22 protein-coding genes and 2 rRNA genes (1 of these 24 only partly in view) are annotated in these 16965 nt (G+C 41.4%); 7 read left to right on the forward strand and 17 right to left on the reverse strand.

The window, feature by feature from the left end:
- Positions 1-211: 211 nt before the first annotated feature.
- From rpsQ to rpsJ, 11 genes are read right to left on the reverse strand one after another with little or no spacing between them, the layout of a single operon-like run.
- Positions 212-469, reverse strand: coding sequence for a 30S ribosomal protein S17 (gene rpsQ, locus A6B41_RS10880; RefSeq protein WP_027073857.1), 258 nt, complete (start codon positions 467-469; stop codon positions 212-214).
- Positions 469-660, reverse strand: coding sequence for a 50S ribosomal protein L29 (gene rpmC / locus A6B41_RS10885; RefSeq protein ID WP_005711179.1), 192 nt, complete (start codon positions 658-660; stop codon positions 469-471). Before rpmC ends, rpsQ begins: the two co-directional genes overlap by 1 nt.
- On the reverse strand, positions 660-1070 hold the full coding sequence (gene rplP / locus A6B41_RS10890) for a 50S ribosomal protein L16 (protein WP_006249357.1): 411 nt from the start codon (positions 1068-1070) through the stop codon (positions 660-662). Before rplP ends, rpmC begins: the two co-directional genes overlap by 1 nt.
- 12 nt (positions 1071-1082) lie before the next feature.
- A complete protein-coding gene (gene rpsC, locus A6B41_RS10895; protein ID WP_027073856.1) occupies positions 1083-1787 on the reverse strand; it encodes a 30S ribosomal protein S3 in 705 nt (234 codons plus the stop codon).
- Between the two features lie 18 nt (positions 1788-1805).
- Complete coding sequence (gene rplV / locus A6B41_RS10900) at positions 1806-2138, reverse strand: 50S ribosomal protein L22 (RefSeq protein WP_005599292.1); 333 nt, start codon at positions 2136-2138, stop codon at positions 1806-1808.
- A gap of 10 nt (positions 2139-2148) precedes the next feature.
- A complete protein-coding gene (gene rpsS / locus A6B41_RS10905) occupies positions 2149-2424 on the reverse strand; it encodes a 30S ribosomal protein S19 (protein WP_005539416.1) in 276 nt (91 codons plus the stop codon).
- Positions 2425-2454: 30 nt separating this feature from the next.
- Positions 2455-3276 (reverse strand): 50S ribosomal protein L2, encoded by an 822-nt coding sequence (gene rplB, locus A6B41_RS10910; RefSeq protein WP_027073855.1) that lies wholly within the window; start codon positions 3274-3276, stop codon positions 2455-2457.
- A gap of 22 nt (positions 3277-3298) precedes the next feature.
- Positions 3299-3604, reverse strand: coding sequence for a 50S ribosomal protein L23 (gene rplW, locus A6B41_RS10915; RefSeq protein WP_027073854.1), 306 nt, complete (start codon positions 3602-3604; stop codon positions 3299-3301).
- Positions 3601-4203 carry a 50S ribosomal protein L4 gene (gene rplD, locus A6B41_RS10920; RefSeq protein ID WP_027073853.1) on the reverse strand — a complete coding sequence of 201 codons (603 nt, stop codon included), beginning with the start codon at positions 4201-4203 and terminating at the stop codon, positions 3601-3603. The genes rplW and rplD overlap by 4 nt, the downstream gene beginning before the upstream one ends.
- A gap of 15 nt (positions 4204-4218) precedes the next feature.
- Positions 4219-4845 (reverse strand): 50S ribosomal protein L3, encoded by a 627-nt coding sequence (rplC, locus tag A6B41_RS10925; RefSeq protein ID WP_027073852.1) that lies wholly within the window; start codon positions 4843-4845, stop codon positions 4219-4221.
- A 25-nt stretch (positions 4846-4870) separates the two neighbouring features.
- On the reverse strand, positions 4871-5182 hold the full coding sequence (rpsJ, locus tag A6B41_RS10930; protein ID WP_001181005.1) for a 30S ribosomal protein S10: 312 nt from the start codon (positions 5180-5182) through the stop codon (positions 4871-4873).
- Positions 5183-5650: 468 nt separating this feature from the next.
- On the opposite strand from rpsJ, the gene A6B41_RS10935 reads away from it, so the two are divergent.
- The 7 genes from A6B41_RS10935 (at position 5651) to prmA (ending at position 12589) form a co-directional block, all read left to right on the forward strand.
- On the forward strand, positions 5651-6289 hold the full coding sequence (locus A6B41_RS10935; RefSeq protein WP_027073851.1) for a TfoX/Sxy family DNA transformation protein: 639 nt from the start codon (positions 5651-5653) through the stop codon (positions 6287-6289).
- Between the two features lie 155 nt (positions 6290-6444).
- Positions 6445-7839, forward strand: coding sequence for a class II fumarate hydratase (fumC, locus tag A6B41_RS10940; RefSeq protein WP_027073850.1), 1395 nt, complete (start codon positions 6445-6447; stop codon positions 7837-7839).
- A gap of 132 nt (positions 7840-7971) precedes the next feature.
- Complete coding sequence (lptM, locus tag A6B41_RS10945) at positions 7972-8082, forward strand: LPS translocon maturation chaperone LptM (RefSeq protein WP_027073849.1); 111 nt, start codon at positions 7972-7974, stop codon at positions 8080-8082.
- A 141-nt stretch (positions 8083-8223) separates the two neighbouring features.
- Positions 8224-9474: a diaminopimelate decarboxylase gene (lysA, locus tag A6B41_RS10950; RefSeq protein WP_027073848.1), complete on the forward strand. Its 1251-nt coding sequence runs from the start codon at positions 8224-8226 to the stop codon at positions 9472-9474.
- Between the two features lie 16 nt (positions 9475-9490).
- Positions 9491-10120, forward strand: coding sequence for a glutathione S-transferase family protein (locus A6B41_RS10955; protein ID WP_027073847.1), 630 nt, complete (start codon positions 9491-9493; stop codon positions 10118-10120).
- 71 nt (positions 10121-10191) lie between these two features.
- Positions 10192-11637 carry a metalloprotease TldD gene (tldD, locus tag A6B41_RS10960; RefSeq protein ID WP_027073846.1) on the forward strand — a complete coding sequence of 482 codons (1446 nt, stop codon included), beginning with the start codon at positions 10192-10194 and terminating at the stop codon, positions 11635-11637.
- Between the two features lie 67 nt (positions 11638-11704).
- Entirely contained in the window at positions 11705-12589 is an 885-nt protein-coding gene (prmA, locus tag A6B41_RS10965; RefSeq protein ID WP_027073845.1) for a 50S ribosomal protein L11 methyltransferase, read from the forward strand.
- Positions 12590-12908: 319 nt separating this feature from the next.
- Here prmA and A6B41_RS10970 read toward each other — a convergent pair whose 3' ends face one another.
- The 6 genes from A6B41_RS10970 to A6B41_RS10995 form a co-directional block, all read right to left on the reverse strand.
- Positions 12909-13208 (reverse strand): hypothetical protein, encoded by a 300-nt coding sequence (locus A6B41_RS10970; RefSeq protein ID WP_050436772.1) that lies wholly within the window; start codon positions 13206-13208, stop codon positions 12909-12911.
- Between the two features lie 9 nt (positions 13209-13217).
- Complete coding sequence (locus A6B41_RS10975; protein WP_027073844.1) at positions 13218-13697, reverse strand: hypothetical protein; 480 nt, start codon at positions 13695-13697, stop codon at positions 13218-13220.
- Positions 13669-13983, reverse strand: coding sequence for a hypothetical protein (locus A6B41_RS10980; protein WP_027073843.1), 315 nt, complete (start codon positions 13981-13983; stop codon positions 13669-13671). Before A6B41_RS10980 ends, A6B41_RS10975 begins: the two co-directional genes overlap by 29 nt.
- A 15-nt stretch (positions 13984-13998) precedes the next feature.
- Positions 13999-14226 (reverse strand): hypothetical protein, encoded by a 228-nt coding sequence (locus A6B41_RS10985; protein WP_027073842.1) that lies wholly within the window; start codon positions 14224-14226, stop codon positions 13999-14001.
- A 260-nt stretch (positions 14227-14486) separates the two neighbouring features.
- Positions 14487-14602: ribosomal RNA gene (rrf, locus tag A6B41_RS10990) — 5S ribosomal RNA — on the reverse strand.
- A 181-nt stretch (positions 14603-14783) separates the two neighbouring features.
- Positions 14784-16965: ribosomal RNA gene (locus A6B41_RS10995) — 23S ribosomal RNA — on the reverse strand; it runs 720 nt beyond the window's last position.

Genomic DNA, 16965 nt, shown 5'->3' on the forward strand with positions numbered 1-16965 from the left:
CAAAATATACTACAAAATAGAGGAATTAATCAAGTTATTTTTAAGGATTATTTTCTTTCCTGTAGCACCATTTAGATTTATATTTCTAAAGTAAAATATAAATACTCAAAGCTTTAAACAAGCGGTCAAAAAATCCTAATTTTTTGCAAAAGCAATGAGACTAAAATAAAAACCTCGGTAGTAACCGAGGTTTTTATTTGATAATAGTTAATTAAGCAACAATTGCTTTTTCAACTACACGAACTAAAGTCCAAGATTTAGTTTTTGAAACAGGACGACATTCCTTAATTTCAACAACATCACCTAATTTAGCTTCGTTGTTTTCATCGTGTACATGAAGTTTAGTTGTACGACGGATAAACTTACCATAGATTGGATGTTTAACTGTACGTTCGATAGCAACCACAAATGATTTGTCCATTTTGTCGCTAACCACTTTACCTTGTACTGTACGAATTTTATCAGTCATTATTCACCCGCCTTTTCGGTTAATACAGTTTTAACTTGTGCAATGCTACGACGCACTTGTTTTAACTGGTGGGTTTGTTGAAGCTGACCGGTGGCTGCTTGCATACGCAATTTGAATTGTTCACCTAAAAGGTTCACTAACTCACCATTCAGCTCTTCAACACTTTTATTACGTAGTTCTTGAGCTTTCATTACATCACCGTTTTAGTTACAAATGTGGTTTTGAACGGAAGTTTAGCTGCCGCTAATGCGAATGCGTTACGAGCAACTTCTTCAGATACACCATCCATTTCATAGAGAACTTTACCCGGTTGGATTAAGGCTACCCAGTATTCAACGTTACCTTTACCTTTACCCATACGGACTTCTAATGGTTTTTCAGTGATTGGTTTGTCTGGGAACACGCGGATCCAGATTTTACCTTGACGTTTTACTGCACGGCTCATCGCACGACGAGCAGCTTCAATTTGACGAGCAGTTAAACGACCACGACCAATCGCTTTTAAACCGAATGAACCGAAGCTCACTTCTGTACCGCCCGCGATACCACGGTTACGGCCTTTGTGTACTTTACGGAATTTTGTACGTTTTGGTTGTAACATTCAGTGATCTCCTTATTTACGACCTTTGCGAGCTGGCTTTTTAGGCTGTGCCGCTGGTTCTTTTTCAGATTCAATCACTGCAGCCATTCCACCAAGAATCTCACCTTTGAAGATCCACACTTTTACGCCAATTACGCCGTAAGTGGTGTGAGCTTCAGCAGTGTTATAATCGATGTCTGCACGAAGTGTATGTAGAGGCACTCGACCTTCACGATACCACTCTGAGCGAGCAATTTCTGCACCACCTAAACGACCGCTAACTTCAACTTTGATACCCTTAGCACCTAATTTCATTGCGTTCTGAACCGCTTTCTTCATAGCACGGCGGAACATAACACGACGTTCAAGTTGAGAAGCGATGCTATCAGCAACTAATTTTGCATCTAGCTCTGGTTTTTTCACTTCAGCGATATTGATTTGAGCTGGAACACCAGCAATTTTAGCAACTGCGTTGCGTAATTTTTCAACATCTTCGCCTTTTTTACCGATAACGATACCAGGACGGGCTGTGTGAATAGTTACACGAATACTTTTTGCAGGACGCTCAATAGTGATACGTGATACAGAAGCGTTCGCTAACTCTTTGTTTAAAAATTGACGTACTTTGAAATCGCCTTCAAGATTATCAGCGAAATCTTGTGTATTCGCGAACCAAGTAGAGTTCCAAGGTTTAACAATACCTAGGCGAATACCATTAGGATGTACTTTCTGACCCATTTGTTATTCTCCACTTAATTAACGATCTGACACAACCACAGTAATGTGGCTTGTACGTTTTAAAATACGATCTGCACGACCTTTTGCACGTGGCATTACACGTTTCATGCTTGGACCTTCATCAACGAAGATTTTAGCAACTTTAAGATCATCGACATCTGCACCGTCATTGTGCTCTGCGTTTGCAATAGCAGACTCTAATACTTTCTTCACTAAAGCAGCTGCTTTTTTGTTAGTGAAAGTTAAGATTTCTAATGCTTGCGCAACTTTTTTACCACGGATTAAATCAGCAACTAAGCGAGCTTTTTGGGCAGAAGTACGAGCGTAACGATGTTTAGCAATAGTTTCCATCTTTTACCTCTTATTTCTTAGCTTTCTTATCTGCGGCGTGACCGCGGTATGTACGAGTCGGGGCAAATTCACCTAATTTATGGCCGATCATTTCATCGGAAACATAAACAGGAACGTGCTGACGACCATTATGGACTGCGATGGTCAAACCAATCATTGATGGAATGATCATTGAACGACGGGACCAAGTTTTAATTGGTTTTTTATCCCCGCTTTCCACCGCCTTCTCTACCTTCTTCAACAAGTGTAGGTCAAGGAAAGGACCTTTCTTGAGGGAACGTGGCATTGGTGTTTACCTTTTAGTTAATGAATAAAATTATTTGCCACGACGACGTACGATGAATTTATCAGTACGTTTGTTGTGACGAGTTTTCTTACCTTTGGTTTGAACGCCCCAAGGTGTAACTGGGTGTTTACCGAAGTTACGACCTTCACCACCACCGTGTGGGTGGTCTACCGGGTTCATTGCAGTACCACGAACTGTTGGACGAATACCTCTCCAACGGTTTGCACCTGCTTTACCAAGTACGCGAAGCATATGTTCTGAGTTACCTACTTCACCGATGGTTGCAGTACACTCAGCTAAAACTTTACGCATTTCGCCTGAACGAAGACGTAAAGTAACATAGTTACCTTCACGAGCGATAATTTGCACGTAGCTACCAGCAGAACGAGCAATTTGACCACCTTTACCTGGTTTTAATTCAACATTGTGAACTGTAGAACCAACAGGGATATTACGCATAGGTAACGCATTACCTACTTTAATCGGAGCTGAAGCACCTGCTTGAATCGTATCACCAGCAGATAAGCCTTTTGGTGCTAAGATATAACGGCGCTCACCATCTTTATAAAGAACTAATGCAATGTTTGCAGAACGGTTTGGATCGTATTCTAAACGCTCAACAACAGCTGGAATGTCTAACTTGTTACGTTTGAAGTCAATTAAACGATAGTGTTGTTTATGACCGCCACCAATGTGACGAGTTGTAATACGACCTAAATTGTTACGACCACCAGTTCTAGATTTAGTATCTAATAATGGTGCATAAGGTTTACCCTTATGTAATTCTGCGTTAACAACTTTAACTACGTGACGACGACCAGCGGAGGTCGGCTTACATTTAACGATAGCCATTGTATTTTATTCCTCCGTTTTATTACTCTGCCGCACCTTCAACGAAGTCAAGTGATTGACCTTCTTGAAGAGTTACATAAGCTTTTTTCCAGTCACTACGACGACCCATTTTAGCACCGCGACGCTTAGTTTTACCTTTAACGATAACAGTACGAACAGAGTCCACTTTCACTTCAAATAGTTGCTCAACTGCATTTGCAATTTCAACTTTGTTAGCATCCAATGCTACTTTGAAAACGATAGTGTTGCCTTTTTCAGCATTATTCGTCGCTTTTTCAGAGATATGTGGTGCTTTTAACACATTTAGCAAACGTTCTTGTTGAATCATGCTAACATCTCCTCAATTTGTTTTACTGCATCAACAGTAACAACCACTTTATCGAAAGCAATTAAGCTAACTGGGTCGATACCTTGAACATCACGCACATCTACTTTATAAAGGTTGCGTGCAGCTAAGAATAGATTTTCATCTAAGCTTGCAGTAATGATAAGAGCGTCAGTTAACGCCATATCTTTTAATTTTTGTGCTAATACTTTAGTTTTTGGTGCATCAATTTCGAATTTCTCAACAACCACTAAACGGTCTTGACGAACTAATTCAGAAAGAATGCTCTTAATTGCACCACGGTACATTTTTTTGTTCACTTTCTGGCTGTGATCTTGTGGTTTCGCAGCAAAAGTGATACCACCTGAACGCCAGATTGGTGATTTGATATCACCAGAACGTGCACGGCCTGTACCTTTTTGACGCCAAGGTTTTTTACCTGAACCAGACACTTCAGCACGAGTTTTTTGAGCACGAGATCCTTGACGAGCACCTGCTGCATAAGCAACAACTACTTGGTGGATTAATGCTTCATTAAACTCACGTCCGAAGGTAGTTTCAGAAACAGTTAGTGCATTTGCACCTACAACTTGTAATTCCATCTCTATCTCCTAGACTTATGCTTTAACTGCCGGTTTTACGATAACATCACTATTAGTTGCGCCTGGAACAGCACCTTTAACTAATAATAATTTACGCTCAGCATCTACACGAACAACTTCAAGTGATTGAACAGTTACACGCTCAGCACCTAAGTGTCCAGCCATTTTTTTACCTTTAAACACACGACCCGGAGTTTGGTTTTGACCAATAGAACCAAGTACACGATGTGATAAAGAGTTACCGTGTGTAGCATCTTGAGTACGGAAGTTCCAGCGTTTAACACCGCCTTGGAAACCTTTACCTTTTGATGTACCAGTAACATCGACTTTTTTAACATCTGTGAAGATGTCAACATTGATTTCTTGACCTAAAGTGAATTCTTCACCTTCAGTACGAAATTCCCATAAACCGCGACCAGCTTCAACACCTGCTTTCACGAAATGACCTGCTTCTGGTTTAGTTACACGACTTGCTTTTTTAGAGCCAGTAGTAACTTGAATTGCAGAATAGCCATCGTTTTCAAGGGTTTTAACTTGAGTAACACGGTTGGCTTCGATTTCGATAACGGTAACTGGAATAGACACGCCGTCTTCAGTGAAAACGCGGGTCATACCAACTTTACGACCGATTAAACCAATCATTGTAATAACCTCTTAAAATTCCCAATTAACCTAGACTAATCTGAACATCAACGCCAGCAGCTAGATCTAAACGCATTAATGCATCAACAGTTTTTTCTGTTGGTTCAACAATATCAACTAAACGTTTGTGAGTACGGATTTCATATTGATCACGTGCATCTTTGTTCACGTGTGGAGAAATCAATACAGTGAAACGTTCTTTACGAGTTGGTAAAGGAATTGGACCACGAACTTGTGCACCAGTACGTTTAGCTGTTTCTACGATCTCCGCAGTAGATTGATCGATCAAACGGTGATCGAATGCTTTCAAGCGGATACGGATTCTTTGGTTCTGCATTAGACCAGAGCTCCAATTAAAAAATTTAGCTAATAAAAAAACCAAACTACCACTTAATAAGTTAATTAAGGGAGCTCAGTTAAACCTATATAGTTCCAAAATTAGGAACATTTTTACATTACAAAATCTGCAATGCCATTTGATAAATGATTACATCAAACGACTCAATTAATGTTTGGTTAACCCATACCATAAATAGAGCGACGTAATTCTACCTGCAAATTATCACTTATGCAACTATTTTTGCATTTTTTTGTTTCTCTCCCAAAGTACAAAACCTATTAAGATACACAATATTTCCTATACAACAATTGAAGTAACTCAAAGAAAAGATATTTTTATCTTTTTTTATCAAAACTTTTCGAGCAACTTCACAATTCTAGAAAATCTTAGTTGAAATTTAGTGCATAACAGTTTATTCATTGACTTGAAAGATAGTACATACCACTTTACGCCAGGAGGCTCGACATGAAAGCGACTAATGAAATTAGACAAGAAATTGCCCCTCTATTTTCACCAATTATTGGACAATTTCGACTGAAAACGTATTTTTCCTACTATGCTGTTTTCAAGAATGATTTAATGATCGCTCTATATCAGAACAATTCCATATACCTACGCATTGCAACTAAATATTCAGAGCTCATTTTTAATCATCCGGATACAAACCCGTTATCAGATAATAAGATAGGGCTACAAAGCAATAAATTTTATAATCTTCCGGCTGATATTCTTGCCAATAATTCCCTCTTTACTGACTTAGTTATCTCAATTGTAGATGAGCTTAATCAGCTAAAACAAGAATGCCATAAAAAACGTGCAACTCAAATTAGAAGTTTACCTAATATGAATATCAAATTAGAAAGAATGCTCAAAAAAATCGGAATTCTTTCTATTCAAGACTTCATAGAGGCAGGATATATTAAAGTATTTATTAAGCTAGTTATACAAGGAATAGACGTAACTGAGGAGCTACTTTTTAAATTAAACGGGGCTTTAAACCATCAATATATCTATACATTCACAGAACAGCAAAAACGAGAATTAATGCAAGAAGCAAATCAAGCCTTATATGAAGCAGGGCTACGTAAACGCTTCTCCTATTAAACAATAATGTGATCCAAATCATAAAACTGCCAAAAACTGGTGGGGAATTGCATTTCACAGTTCATTTCTTTTCCTTTTATGCTAGTATTTCCTTAATACCTCTAAATTACTAGAAGGTGTCAATTTTAAATTTCATTAAAATTTAGGAGTCAAGTATGGAATACCGTATCGAAAAAGACACTATGGGTGAAGTGCAAGTCCCGGCTGATAAATATTGGGCAGCACAAACAGAACGTTCACGCAATAATTTCAAAATTGGTCCCGAAGCATCAATGCCTGCTGAAATTATCGAAGCCTTTGGTTATCTGAAAAAAGCGGCTGCTTACGCGAACCACGATCTCGGCGTACTAGCGGTCGAAAAACGCGATTTAATTGCAAAAGCCTGTGATGAAATTTTGGCGAATCAGCTCGATGATCAATTCCCTCTCGTTATTTGGCAAACAGGCTCCGGCACACAGTCAAATATGAATGTGAACGAAGTCATCTCTAACCGTGCACACGTGCTTAATGGTGGCAAACTCGGAGAGAAGTCTATCATTCATCCTAACGATGATGTAAACAAATCCCAATCTTCTAACGACACCTACCCAACCGCAATGCATATCGCAGCCTATAAAAAAGTAGTTGAACATACCCTGCCTTGCGTAAAACGCTTACAAAAAACCTTTGCGGAAAAAGCAGAAGCCTTTAAAGATGTGGTAAAAATCGGACGTACACATTTAATGGATGCTACTCCATTAACTTTAGGTCAGGAATTTTCTGCTTACGCAGCTCAACTTTCATTCGGTATTAAAGCGTTAGAAAACACCCTACCTCATTTATCTGAACTCGCTTTAGGTGGTACGGCTGTAGGCACAGGCTTAAATACACCAAAAGGCTATGATGTCGTAGTCGCAGATTATATTGCCAAATTCACCGGCTTGCCTTTTGTGACCGCACAAAATAAATTTGAAGCCTTAGCAACTCACGATGCGATTGTAGAAACCCACGGCGCCTTAAAACAAATCGCAGTTTCTTTATATAAAATTGCCAACGATATCCGCTTATTAGCCTCAGGCCCTCGTTCAGGTATCGGAGAAATCTTAATCCCTGAAAACGAGCCGGGTTCATCCATTATGCCGGGTAAAGTAAATCCAACCCAATGCGAAGCTCTCACAATGGTAACAGCACAAGTGCTAGGTAACGACACCACCATTTCTTTCGCCGGCACCCAAGGGCATTTCCAATTAAACGTATTCAAACCTGTTATGGCAGCTAACTTCTTACAATCCGCCCAATTATTAGGGGATGCTTGCGTATCATTTGACGAACACTGCGCAGTGGGCATTGAGCCGAACTACCCTCGCATTAAGCAACAACTTGATAACTCATTAATGCTCGTTACCGCATTAAATACGCATATCGGCTATGAAAATGCAGCGAAAATTGCCAAAACTGCCCATAAAAACGGCACAACCTTAAAAGAAGAAGCAATTAATCTCGGCTTAGTATCCGCTGAAGATTTTGATGCTTGGGTCCGCCCTGAAGATATGGTCGGTAGCTTAAAATAAATTAAGCAAACTGTATTAACCGTTACACCTCAATCCTTGGGTATAACCCACAAAGGCTTGAGGTGTATTTTTTTATAGCGAGGGTTCTGATTTTGTTTTAGAATGGAATCCCTTTTTTAAATGGAACAACCAATGAAAAAACTACTTTTAGTGGCGTTAATCGCCATCTTAGGCTTAAGTGCGTGTGGCGTAAAAGGCCCACTTTACTTCCCTGAGTCAGCCCCTAAACACGAACAAAAATAATGCTGACAAGCGGTTGAATTTCACTAAAAATTTGCATAGATACGAGTTTGTAACAGCATCAGCTCATACGTAAAATTTTAGTAAAAATTGACCGCTTGTTATTTTACTTTTCTTATAAAAATCAAAACACAACGGAATTATATGAACCATTTTGAATACAGAAACAATCAACTTTTTGCCGAAGAGGTGGTGATTTCAGAGATTATCAAACAGCACGGCACCCCGGCTTATATCTATTCTCGAGCAACCTTGGAACGCCATTGGCACGCTTTCAATAATGCCTTCGGCTCACACCCACATTTAGTTTGCTTCGCGGTAAAATCCAACTCAAACATTGCTTTATTAAATGTTATGGCTCGCCTCGGTTCAGGCTTTGATATTGTTTCTCAAGGGGAATTAGAACGTGTTTTAGCCGCAGGTGGTGACCCTGCTAAAATCGTTTTCTCCGGCGTGGCAAAATCCCATAGTGAAATCAAACGAGCATTAGAAGTGGGGATCCGTTGTTTCAATATTGAGTCAATTCCGGAATTACACCGCATTAACGAAGTGGCCTCTCAGTTAGGCAAAATCGCCCCAATTTCTCTGCGTGTAAACCCAGACGTGGATGCTCATACCCACCCTTACATTTCAACCGGCTTGAAAGAAAACAAATTCGGCGTGAGCGTAACCCAAGCTCGCGAAGTTTACCGTTTAGCTAAAACCTTAACGAACGTGAAGATTACCGGAATGGATTGCCATATCGGCTCACAATTAACTGAATTGCAGCCCTTCTTAGATGCCACCGACCGTTTAAGCATCCTCATGGAACAGCTAAAAGAAGACGGTATCGAATTACATCATTTAGATTTAGGCGGAGGCTTGGGCGTACCTTATAATGGCGAAGAACCACCGCATCCAACCGAATACGCCAAAGCCTTACTTGAAAAATTAAAAGGCTACGAAAATTTGGAAATTATCATTGAGCCGGGGCGTGCGATCACCGCAAATGCCGGCATTTTGGTCACCAAAGTGGAATATATCAAACAAAGCGAGAATCGTAATTTTGCGATTGTCGATACCGGCATGAACGATATGATCCGTCCTGCACTTTATGAAGCCTATATGCAGATCATCGAAGTGGATAAAACCTTAAATCGTAAACAAGCCGTTTATGATGTGGTTGGCCCAATTTGCGAAACCTCAGACTTTTTAGGTAAAGCAAGAGAATTAGCCGTTGCCGAAGGGGATTTAATCGCTATGCGTTCTGCCGGCGCTTACGGTGCTGCAATGTCTTCCACCTACAACTCTCGCCCGCAAGCAGCAGAAATTATGGTTGATGGAGACCAAGCACACCTCATTAAAGCCCGTGCGAATTTTGCCGATTTATGGCGTTTAGAAAAATTATTACCTTAAAATAGAGGAAATCAGAATGAAATTATATGGTTTAGTTGGAGCTTGTTCCTTTGTGCCACACGTGGCATTAGAGTGGATTAAAGCTCAAACCCAGCAAGATTATGAATTCCAAGCAGTCAGCCGTGAATTTATTAAATCAGCCGAATATTTAGCACTTAACCCTCGTGGTGCTGTGCCGTTATTGGTAGATGGCGATTTAGCCCTTTCCCAAAATCAGGCAATTTTGCACTATTTGGACGAACTCTACCCAGACGCCAAATTATTCGGTAGCAAAACGGCAAGAGATAAAGCAAAAGCGGCACGCTGGTTATCATTCTTTAACGCAGATGTACACAAGTCTTTCGTGCCATTATTCCGTTTGCCAAGCTATGCCGAAGGAAATGAAGAACTCACTCAAACCATTCGCAAGCAAGCAGCCGAACAAATTCTGGAACAATTAGCTACTGCGAATGAATATTTAGAAAGCCATATTTTCTTTGGTGAAACAATTTCGGTTGCGGATGTGTACCTTTACATTATGCTAAATTGGTGCCGCCGATTAGGCTTAGATTTTTCACACCTCGAACAGCTATCTAACTTTATGCAACGTGTTGAAGCGGATAAAGGCGTAGATAACGCACGTGAGCAAGAAGGCTTAAAAGGCTAATTTACGAGATTAATCATTTAAGACGATAGATTTATGCTAAAATCTATCGTCTTTTATTTTTAGGAATCACAATGTTAAATACCGTTTCAGACAGCCTACTTGCCCCGAGTGGCATTGAACTTTCTCATTTAAGCCAAGTGCTCGATCACTTCTCAGGACGTAATATTGATTATGCCGATCTCTACTTCCAACTCAGCCAAGACGAAAGCTGGTCATTGGAAGACAGCATTATCAAAGAAGGCGGATTTTATATCGACCAAGGCTTCGGTGTACGTGCCGTGTCCGGCGAAAAAACCGGCTTTGCTTATGCCGACCAAATCACCCTTAAACAATTAGAACAATGTGCGGCAGCTGCTCGCTCTATCAGCCCAACAAGCGGTCAATTATCGGTAAAAAATTTCAAAAAAACGACCGCTTGTGCACGCTATCCAGCTATCAATCCGCTAGATTCTATCAGCCGTGAACAAAAAGTGGAGCTACTGCACCTAGTGGATAAAACCGCCCGAGCGGAAGACCCTCGTGTGATTCAAGTAAACGCTAATTTATCCGCTGTGTATGAAGAAATGTTAGTTGCAGCCACAGATGGCACGCTTGCCGCAGATATTCGCCCTTTAGTGCGTTTATCTATCTCCGTTTTAGTGGAACAGAACGGAAAACGCGAACGCGGCTCATCAGGAGCGGGCGGACGCTTCGGCTTAATATGGTTTTTAGAGCCGAACGAAACCGGCTTGAGCCGTGCCGAATACTTAGCCAAAGAAGCCGTCAGACAAGCTCTGGTTAATCTCAACGCGATTCCTTCCCCGGCAGGCACATTACCGATTGTTCTCGGAGCCGGTTGGCCGGGTATTTTACTGCACGAGGCAGTTGGGCATGGTTTGGAAGGTGATTTCAACCGCAAAGAAAGCTCACTCTTTACAGGACGAATTGGTGAGCTAGTCACTTCACCTCTTTGCACCATTGTTGATGACGGCACCGTACTAAATATGCGAGGTTCGATTACAGTCGATGACGAAGGCGTTCCCTCACAACGCAACGTGTTAATTGAAAACGGGATTCTCAAAGGCTATATGCAAGACAAACTAAACGCCCGTTTAATGGGCGTTGAACCAACCGGCAACGGCAGACGCGAATCTTACGCTCATCTCCCAATGCCACGTATGACCAACACCTACTTAACCGAAGGTAATCACGAATTTGAGGAGATGATTGAATCGGTCGAATACGGCTTATATGCCCCACATTTCAGTGGTGGACAGGTCGATATTACCTCAGGGAAATTCGTATTCTCAACCGCAGAGGCCTACTTAATTGAAAAAGGCAAAATCACAAAACCGGCAACGGGAGCAACCTTAATCGGTAGCGGTATTGAAGCAATGCAACAAATCTCTATGGTCGGCAAAAAAATAGAGCTTGACCCCGGAATTGGCACCTGCGGCAAAGAAGGGCAATCTGTGCCGGTGGGTGTAGGGCAACCAACGGTGAAATTAGATAAAATTACTGTGGGTGGGAGAGGATAATCCTCTCAACTTTTGCAAAAAATTAAGAAAATATGACCGCTTATTAAACAAGAAGAGGGAAAATAACATGGCTTGGATACAAATTCGTTTAAATAGTACAGATAAATACGCAGAAGAAATCAGCGATTTTTTAACAGATATTGGAGCTGTTTCAGTGACCTTTATGGACAGCCAAGACACCCCAATTTTTGAGCCGCTTCCGGGCGAAACACGTCTTTGGGGTAACACCGATATTGTGGGCTTATTTGATGCCGAAACCGATATGCAAATTATCGTAGAAGCGCTAAAAACCAGTAAATTAGTTGAACAAAATTTTGCTCATAAAATCGAACAAGTCGAAGATAAAGATTGGGAACGGGAATGGATGGATAACTTCCACCCAATGCAATTTGGCAAACGCTTATGGATCTGCCCAAGCTGGCAGGAAGTTCCGGATCCTAATGCAGTTAATGTGATGCTAGATCCAGGGTTAGCCTTTGGTACAGGGACTCACCCAACCACTGCACTCTGCTTACAATGGCTAGATAGCTTAGATCTGGAAGACAAAACGGTAATTGATTTCGGCTGTGGCTCAGGTATTTTAGCGATTGCAGCCTTAAAATTAGGAGCAAAACAGGCTATAGGTATTGATATTGACCCACAAGCCATTCTTGCCAGTCAAAATAATGCTGAAGCTAATGGGGTGGCTGATCGTTTACAGCTATTCTTAGCGAAAGACCAACCAAAAGATTTACAAGCCGATGTGGTGGTCGCCAATATCTTAGCCGGCCCGCTAAAAGAACTTGCCCCTAATATTATTACGCTAGTGAAATCAAAAGGCGATTTAGGTTTATCCGGTATTTTAACTACACAAGCTGAATCCGTTTGTGAAGCCTATGTAACAGATTTTCGCCTTGAACCAGTTGCCACCAATGATGAATGGTGCCGCATTACCGGCATAAAAAAAGCTTAATGAGCAGCCCCTAAAGTTAGACTCAGTCAATTTGTAGAAAATCAGACTTGAGCTGACAGTGCACCATAAAAAGTGAGAGTTTTCCGTTTAGAATATGAGTGTCTAAATTCAACCTAAACAAAGGAAACTCTCATATTTTATTCACCGACCAGCCCCCCGTTGATGGAAAACGAATTTGGGTGAAAAAGAATTTAAGCTCAAATTAATCTGACATACACTATAATTTTAAACTGGGACTGTCAGATTAGGTTTAATCTTCTACAACATGAATCGTTTATATAATCCCATTTTTGAGGTGCAGAACGGCCATTGTGGATTTTTATTTTTTCTTTAATAACCAACTAATCCCTACACCTACAGCAGCTCCAATCAAACTACTTGTTAAAGATGAAGAATCTTCTTTTTTATCAGCCTTTTTACGAGATAATTCTTGTTTTATCGCATTTTTTGATGAAGTAATTTCAGCTCCTCTCACACAAGCGAGAATTTTACAAGTTGGATGTGAAGATTTAAATCGATTTTTTGCATCCAAAATACTTGTTGCCGTAACTGCTCCACGCCCTCTCTGATTATAACGTGTATCAAGATAGTCAATGTCAAAATGGTATTGTTTACTCATAATATATCCCTAAGATTGAAATACTTTGTCTTTGATAGCTAAAATGATTTTTTTCACTATACGTCTAGGAATCGCACATCTAACCGGAGCAGGAATGAAATCGATCACTTTATCTATGACTATTTCAATATTACCATCTGAACCAATCTTTCTAAGCATAGCTTCAATTTCACTTTCGTACGGATAAATATATTTATCAAAGAATATATCAAGGCTAGTCTTATCATCAGTTATTTTCACTCTTTCTTCATTAATAAGAGAGGCTTTTAACCTCAGCTCATCATCTGTTAATTCCTGTTTAGCCTCTCTAGCTTCATATAGTGCAACCATTCCGCAAATAAACGCTGTTACAGAATAAACTGCATCTAATGCTTGGGTAGATAAACTGATTTTTACCTTTTGCTCGTCAGGAAATTTTCCTTTCAATGGCGTTACAATACCGGATACTTCTAAATACCCATTACCATAATATATGTTTATATCCTTCATAAAACATCCTAATCGGATATTCCCATCTCTCTTTATAATAAAGATATTGATCTGTGATAAGACAACCTATCTCTCCATCATCAAAAAGAGTCATATCTTGAGCGAAAAATATTTCCTCATTTGGTTGCAAAGAATTACAAGCAATAACAGCTTTACATCCTTTTATCTGCCTAGCAGAAGGAGGATAATCTTCATCATTCCATATATACAAATTTGTTCCGGCAATATCTCTTTTGATACAATCTAAACACTCTTGAAGATAAGGGTACTTTTCTAATAAACTCATAGTCAATCTCCCTCTTTATTTCTTAGATAACGTATCAATAACACTTTGGGAGCAACTCAGCAATTTAGATCTTAAATCATACTCATCGTGATAAAACTGAACTATTGAGTCTGTATCCTCATCTGTATAGCGTTGTTTATATTCAGAAAATATTTCTTTTAATTCAGAAAAATTAGCGTTTTCAATAATATTTTTATAATCATTTGGAGAATGTACAATTCTCTGAATAATTTGACTTTGCATATCATCACCTCATTTTGTTTAGCAAGGATTATTTCCTTTATTCCTGCAAGGGAATAAAGGAAACTCAGTATACTGAGTTGCAAAATTTGAATATAAATTCACCGCTTGATAAGCGAGGGATTGGACGTGCAATTGGAAAGGAAAGTTATCCCAACTGAAAAAGGGTGGTTTTGGAGAGTAAAATGCAAAAAAACAAAAACCCCAAGCCTATCGCTAAGCTTGGGGTCGATTTTACTTATTTGCCTCTCGGCTGAATAATGCCCTGATGTTGCCCTACTCTCACATGCGGAATCCACACACTACCATCGGCGTCACTGCGTTTCACTTCTGAGTTCGGTATGGATTCAGGTGGCACCACAGCACTATCGACATCAGGAAAATCTTCGATGATTCAGACTTTCTTCGTCTTTACTTTTGTCTTTCTAAATTGTTTTGTTTGTTCTTTACTTTCTTCGGCTTTTGCCTTTAATTCGAAACAAGCTGTTTATTCTGAGTTGATTTGTTTAGTTTCTTTTGTTTAGTTTCTTCGCTTTCTGTCAAAAACACTTGAGCGTTGTATAGTTAAGCCTCTCGGGCAATTAGTATAGGTTAGCTCAACGGCTCACACCGCTTACACACCCTACCTATCTACGTCTTAGTCTTAAACAACCCTTACCAACTTATAGTCGGGGAGAACTCATCTCAAGGCAAGTTTCGTGCTTAGATGCTTTCAGCACTTATCTCTTCCGCACTTAGCTACCCGGCAATGCGTCTGGCGACACAACCGGAACACCAGGGGTGCGTCCACTCCGGTCCTCTCGTACTAGGAGCAGCCCCTCTCAATTCTCCAACGCCCACGGCAGATAGGGACCGAACTGTCTCACGACGTTCTAAACCCAGCTCGCGTACCACTTTAAATGGCGAACAGCCATACCCTTGGGACCTACTTCAGCCCCAGGATGTGATGAGCCGACATCGAGGTGCCAAACACCGCCGTCGATATGAACTCTTGGGCGGTATCAGCCTGTTATCCCCGGAGTACCTTTTATCCGTTGAGCGATGGCCCTTCCATTCAGAACCACCGGATCACTATGACCTGCTTTCGCACCTGCTCGACTTGTCTGTCTCGCAGTTAAGCTTGCTTATACCATTGCACTAACCTCACGATGTCCGACCGTGATTAGCAAACCTTCGTGCTCCTCCGTTACTCTTTGGGAGGAGACCGCCCCAGTCAAACTACCCACCAGACACTGTCCGAACACCCGATTAGGGCGCCTCGTTAGAACATCAAACGTTAAAGGGTGGTATTTCAAGGACGCCTCCACACAAACTAGCGTTCATGCTTCAAAGGCTCCCACCTATCCTACACATCAAAATTCAATGTTCAGTGTCAAGCTATAGTAAAGGTTCACGGGGTCTTTCCGTCTAGCCGCGGGTACACCGCATCTTCACGGCGATTTCAATTTCACTGAGTCTCGGGTGGAGACAGCCTGGCCATCATTATGCCATTCGTGCAGGTCGGAACTTACCCGACAAGGAATTTCGCTACCTTAGGACCGTTATAGTTACGGCCGCCGTTTACTGGGGCTTCGATCAGGAGCTTCTCTTTCGATAACACCATCAATTAACCTTCCAGCACCGGGCAGGCATCACACCCTATACGTCCACTTTCGTGTTTGCAGAGTGCTGTGTTTTTAATAAACAGTTGCAGCCAGCTGGTATCTTCGACCGGTTCAACCTTCGTGTGCAAGACACTACAATCTACGCCGGCGCACCTTCTCCCGAAGTTACGGTGCTATTTTGCCTAGTTCCTTCACCCGAGTTCTCTCAAGCGCCTGAGTATTCTCTACCTGACCACCTGTGTCGGTTTATAGTACGGTTTAGTGTAACCTGAAGCTTAGTGGCTTTTCCTGGAAGCGTGGTATCGGTTACTTCAGCTCCGTAGAGCCTCGTCATCACTTCTCGGCGTTAAAGAAGACCGGATTTGCCTAGTCTTCACACCTACCGGCTTAAACAGGGATTTCCAACACCCTGATAACCTAACCTTCTCCGTCCCCACATCGCAATTACACCAAGTACGGGAATATTAACCCGTTTCCCATCGACTACGCTTTTCAGCCTCGCCTTAGGGGCCGACTCACCCTGCCCCGATTAACGTTGGACAGGAACCCTTGGTCTTCCGGCGAACGAGTTTTTCACTCGTTTTATCGTTACTTATGTCAGCATTCGCACTTCTGATACGTCCAGCAAACCTCTCGATTCACCTTCTTCCGCTTACAGAACGCTCCCCTACCCAACAGTCTTTCGACTGATGCCGCAGCTTCGGTGCTATATTTTAGCCCCGTTACATCTTCCGCGCAGGCCGACTCGACTAGTGAGCTATTACGCTTTCTTTAAATGATGGCTGCTTCTAAGCCAACATCCTAGCTGTCTAAGCCTTCCCACTTCGTTTCCCACTTAATATAGACTTTGGGACCTTAGCTGGCGGTCTGGGTTGTTTCCCTCTCCACGATGGACGTTAGCACCCACCGTGTGTCTCCTGAGTATCACTCTTCGGTATTCGCAGTTTGCATCGGGTTGGTAATCCGGGATGGACCCCTAGCCGAAACAGTGCTCTACCCCCGAAGGTGTCCGCTCAAGGCTCTACCTAAATAGATTTCGGGGAGAACCAGCTATCTCCCGGTTTGATTGGCCTTTCACCCCCAGCCACAAGTCATCCGCTAATTTTTCAACATTAGTCGGTTCGGTCCTCCAATTAGT

It is taken from the genome of Mannheimia granulomatis, from assembly GCF_013377255.1.
Lineage (GTDB): Bacteria > Pseudomonadota > Gammaproteobacteria > Enterobacterales > Pasteurellaceae > Mannheimia > Mannheimia granulomatis.

Bases quoted from the DNA above. Each gene is read 5' to 3' on its own strand.
- rpsQ (WP_027073857.1), bottom strand. From the start codon at position 469: ATGACTGATAAAATTCGTACAGTACAAGGTAAAGTGGTTAGCGACAAA.
- rpmC (WP_005711179.1), bottom strand. From the start codon at position 660: ATGAAAGCTCAAGAACTACGTAATAAAAGTGTTGAAGAGCTGAATGGT.
- rplP (WP_006249357.1), bottom strand. From the start codon at position 1,070: ATGTTACAACCAAAACGTACAAAATTCCGTAAAGTACACAAAGGCCGT.
- rpsC (WP_027073856.1), bottom strand. From the start codon at position 1,787: ATGGGTCAGAAAGTACATCCTAATGGTATTCGCCTAGGTATTGTTAAA.
- rplV (WP_005599292.1), bottom strand. From the start codon at position 2,138: ATGGAAACTATTGCTAAACATCGTTACGCTCGTACTTCTGCCCAAAAA.
- rpsS (WP_005539416.1), bottom strand. From the start codon at position 2,424: ATGCCACGTTCCCTCAAGAAAGGTCCTTTCCTTGACCTACACTTGTTG.
- rplB (WP_027073855.1), bottom strand. From the start codon at position 3,276: ATGGCTATCGTTAAATGTAAGCCGACCTCCGCTGGTCGTCGTCACGTA.
- rplW (WP_027073854.1), bottom strand. From the start codon at position 3,604: ATGATTCAACAAGAACGTTTGCTAAATGTGTTAAAAGCACCACATATC.
- rplD (WP_027073853.1), bottom strand. From the start codon at position 4,203: ATGGAATTACAAGTTGTAGGTGCAAATGCACTAACTGTTTCTGAAACT.
- rplC (WP_027073852.1), bottom strand. From the start codon at position 4,845: ATGATTGGTTTAATCGGTCGTAAAGTTGGTATGACCCGCGTTTTCACT.
- rpsJ (WP_001181005.1), bottom strand. From the start codon at position 5,182: ATGCAGAACCAAAGAATCCGTATCCGCTTGAAAGCATTCGATCACCGT.
- A6B41_RS10935 (WP_027073851.1), top strand. From the start codon at position 5,651: ATGAAAGCGACTAATGAAATTAGACAAGAAATTGCCCCTCTATTTTCA.
- fumC (WP_027073850.1), top strand. From the start codon at position 6,445: ATGGAATACCGTATCGAAAAAGACACTATGGGTGAAGTGCAAGTCCCG.
- lptM (WP_027073849.1), top strand. From the start codon at position 7,972: ATGAAAAAACTACTTTTAGTGGCGTTAATCGCCATCTTAGGCTTAAGT.
- lysA (WP_027073848.1), top strand. From the start codon at position 8,224: ATGAACCATTTTGAATACAGAAACAATCAACTTTTTGCCGAAGAGGTG.
- A6B41_RS10955 (WP_027073847.1), top strand. From the start codon at position 9,491: ATGAAATTATATGGTTTAGTTGGAGCTTGTTCCTTTGTGCCACACGTG.
- tldD (WP_027073846.1), top strand. From the start codon at position 10,192: ATGTTAAATACCGTTTCAGACAGCCTACTTGCCCCGAGTGGCATTGAA.
- prmA (WP_027073845.1), top strand. From the start codon at position 11,705: ATGGCTTGGATACAAATTCGTTTAAATAGTACAGATAAATACGCAGAA.
- A6B41_RS10970 (WP_050436772.1), bottom strand. From the start codon at position 13,208: ATGAGTAAACAATACCATTTTGACATTGACTATCTTGATACACGTTAT.
- A6B41_RS10975 (WP_027073844.1), bottom strand. From the start codon at position 13,697: ATGAAGGATATAAACATATATTATGGTAATGGGTATTTAGAAGTATCC.
- A6B41_RS10980 (WP_027073843.1), bottom strand. From the start codon at position 13,983: ATGAGTTTATTAGAAAAGTACCCTTATCTTCAAGAGTGTTTAGATTGT.
- A6B41_RS10985 (WP_027073842.1), bottom strand. From the start codon at position 14,226: ATGCAAAGTCAAATTATTCAGAGAATTGTACATTCTCCAAATGATTAT.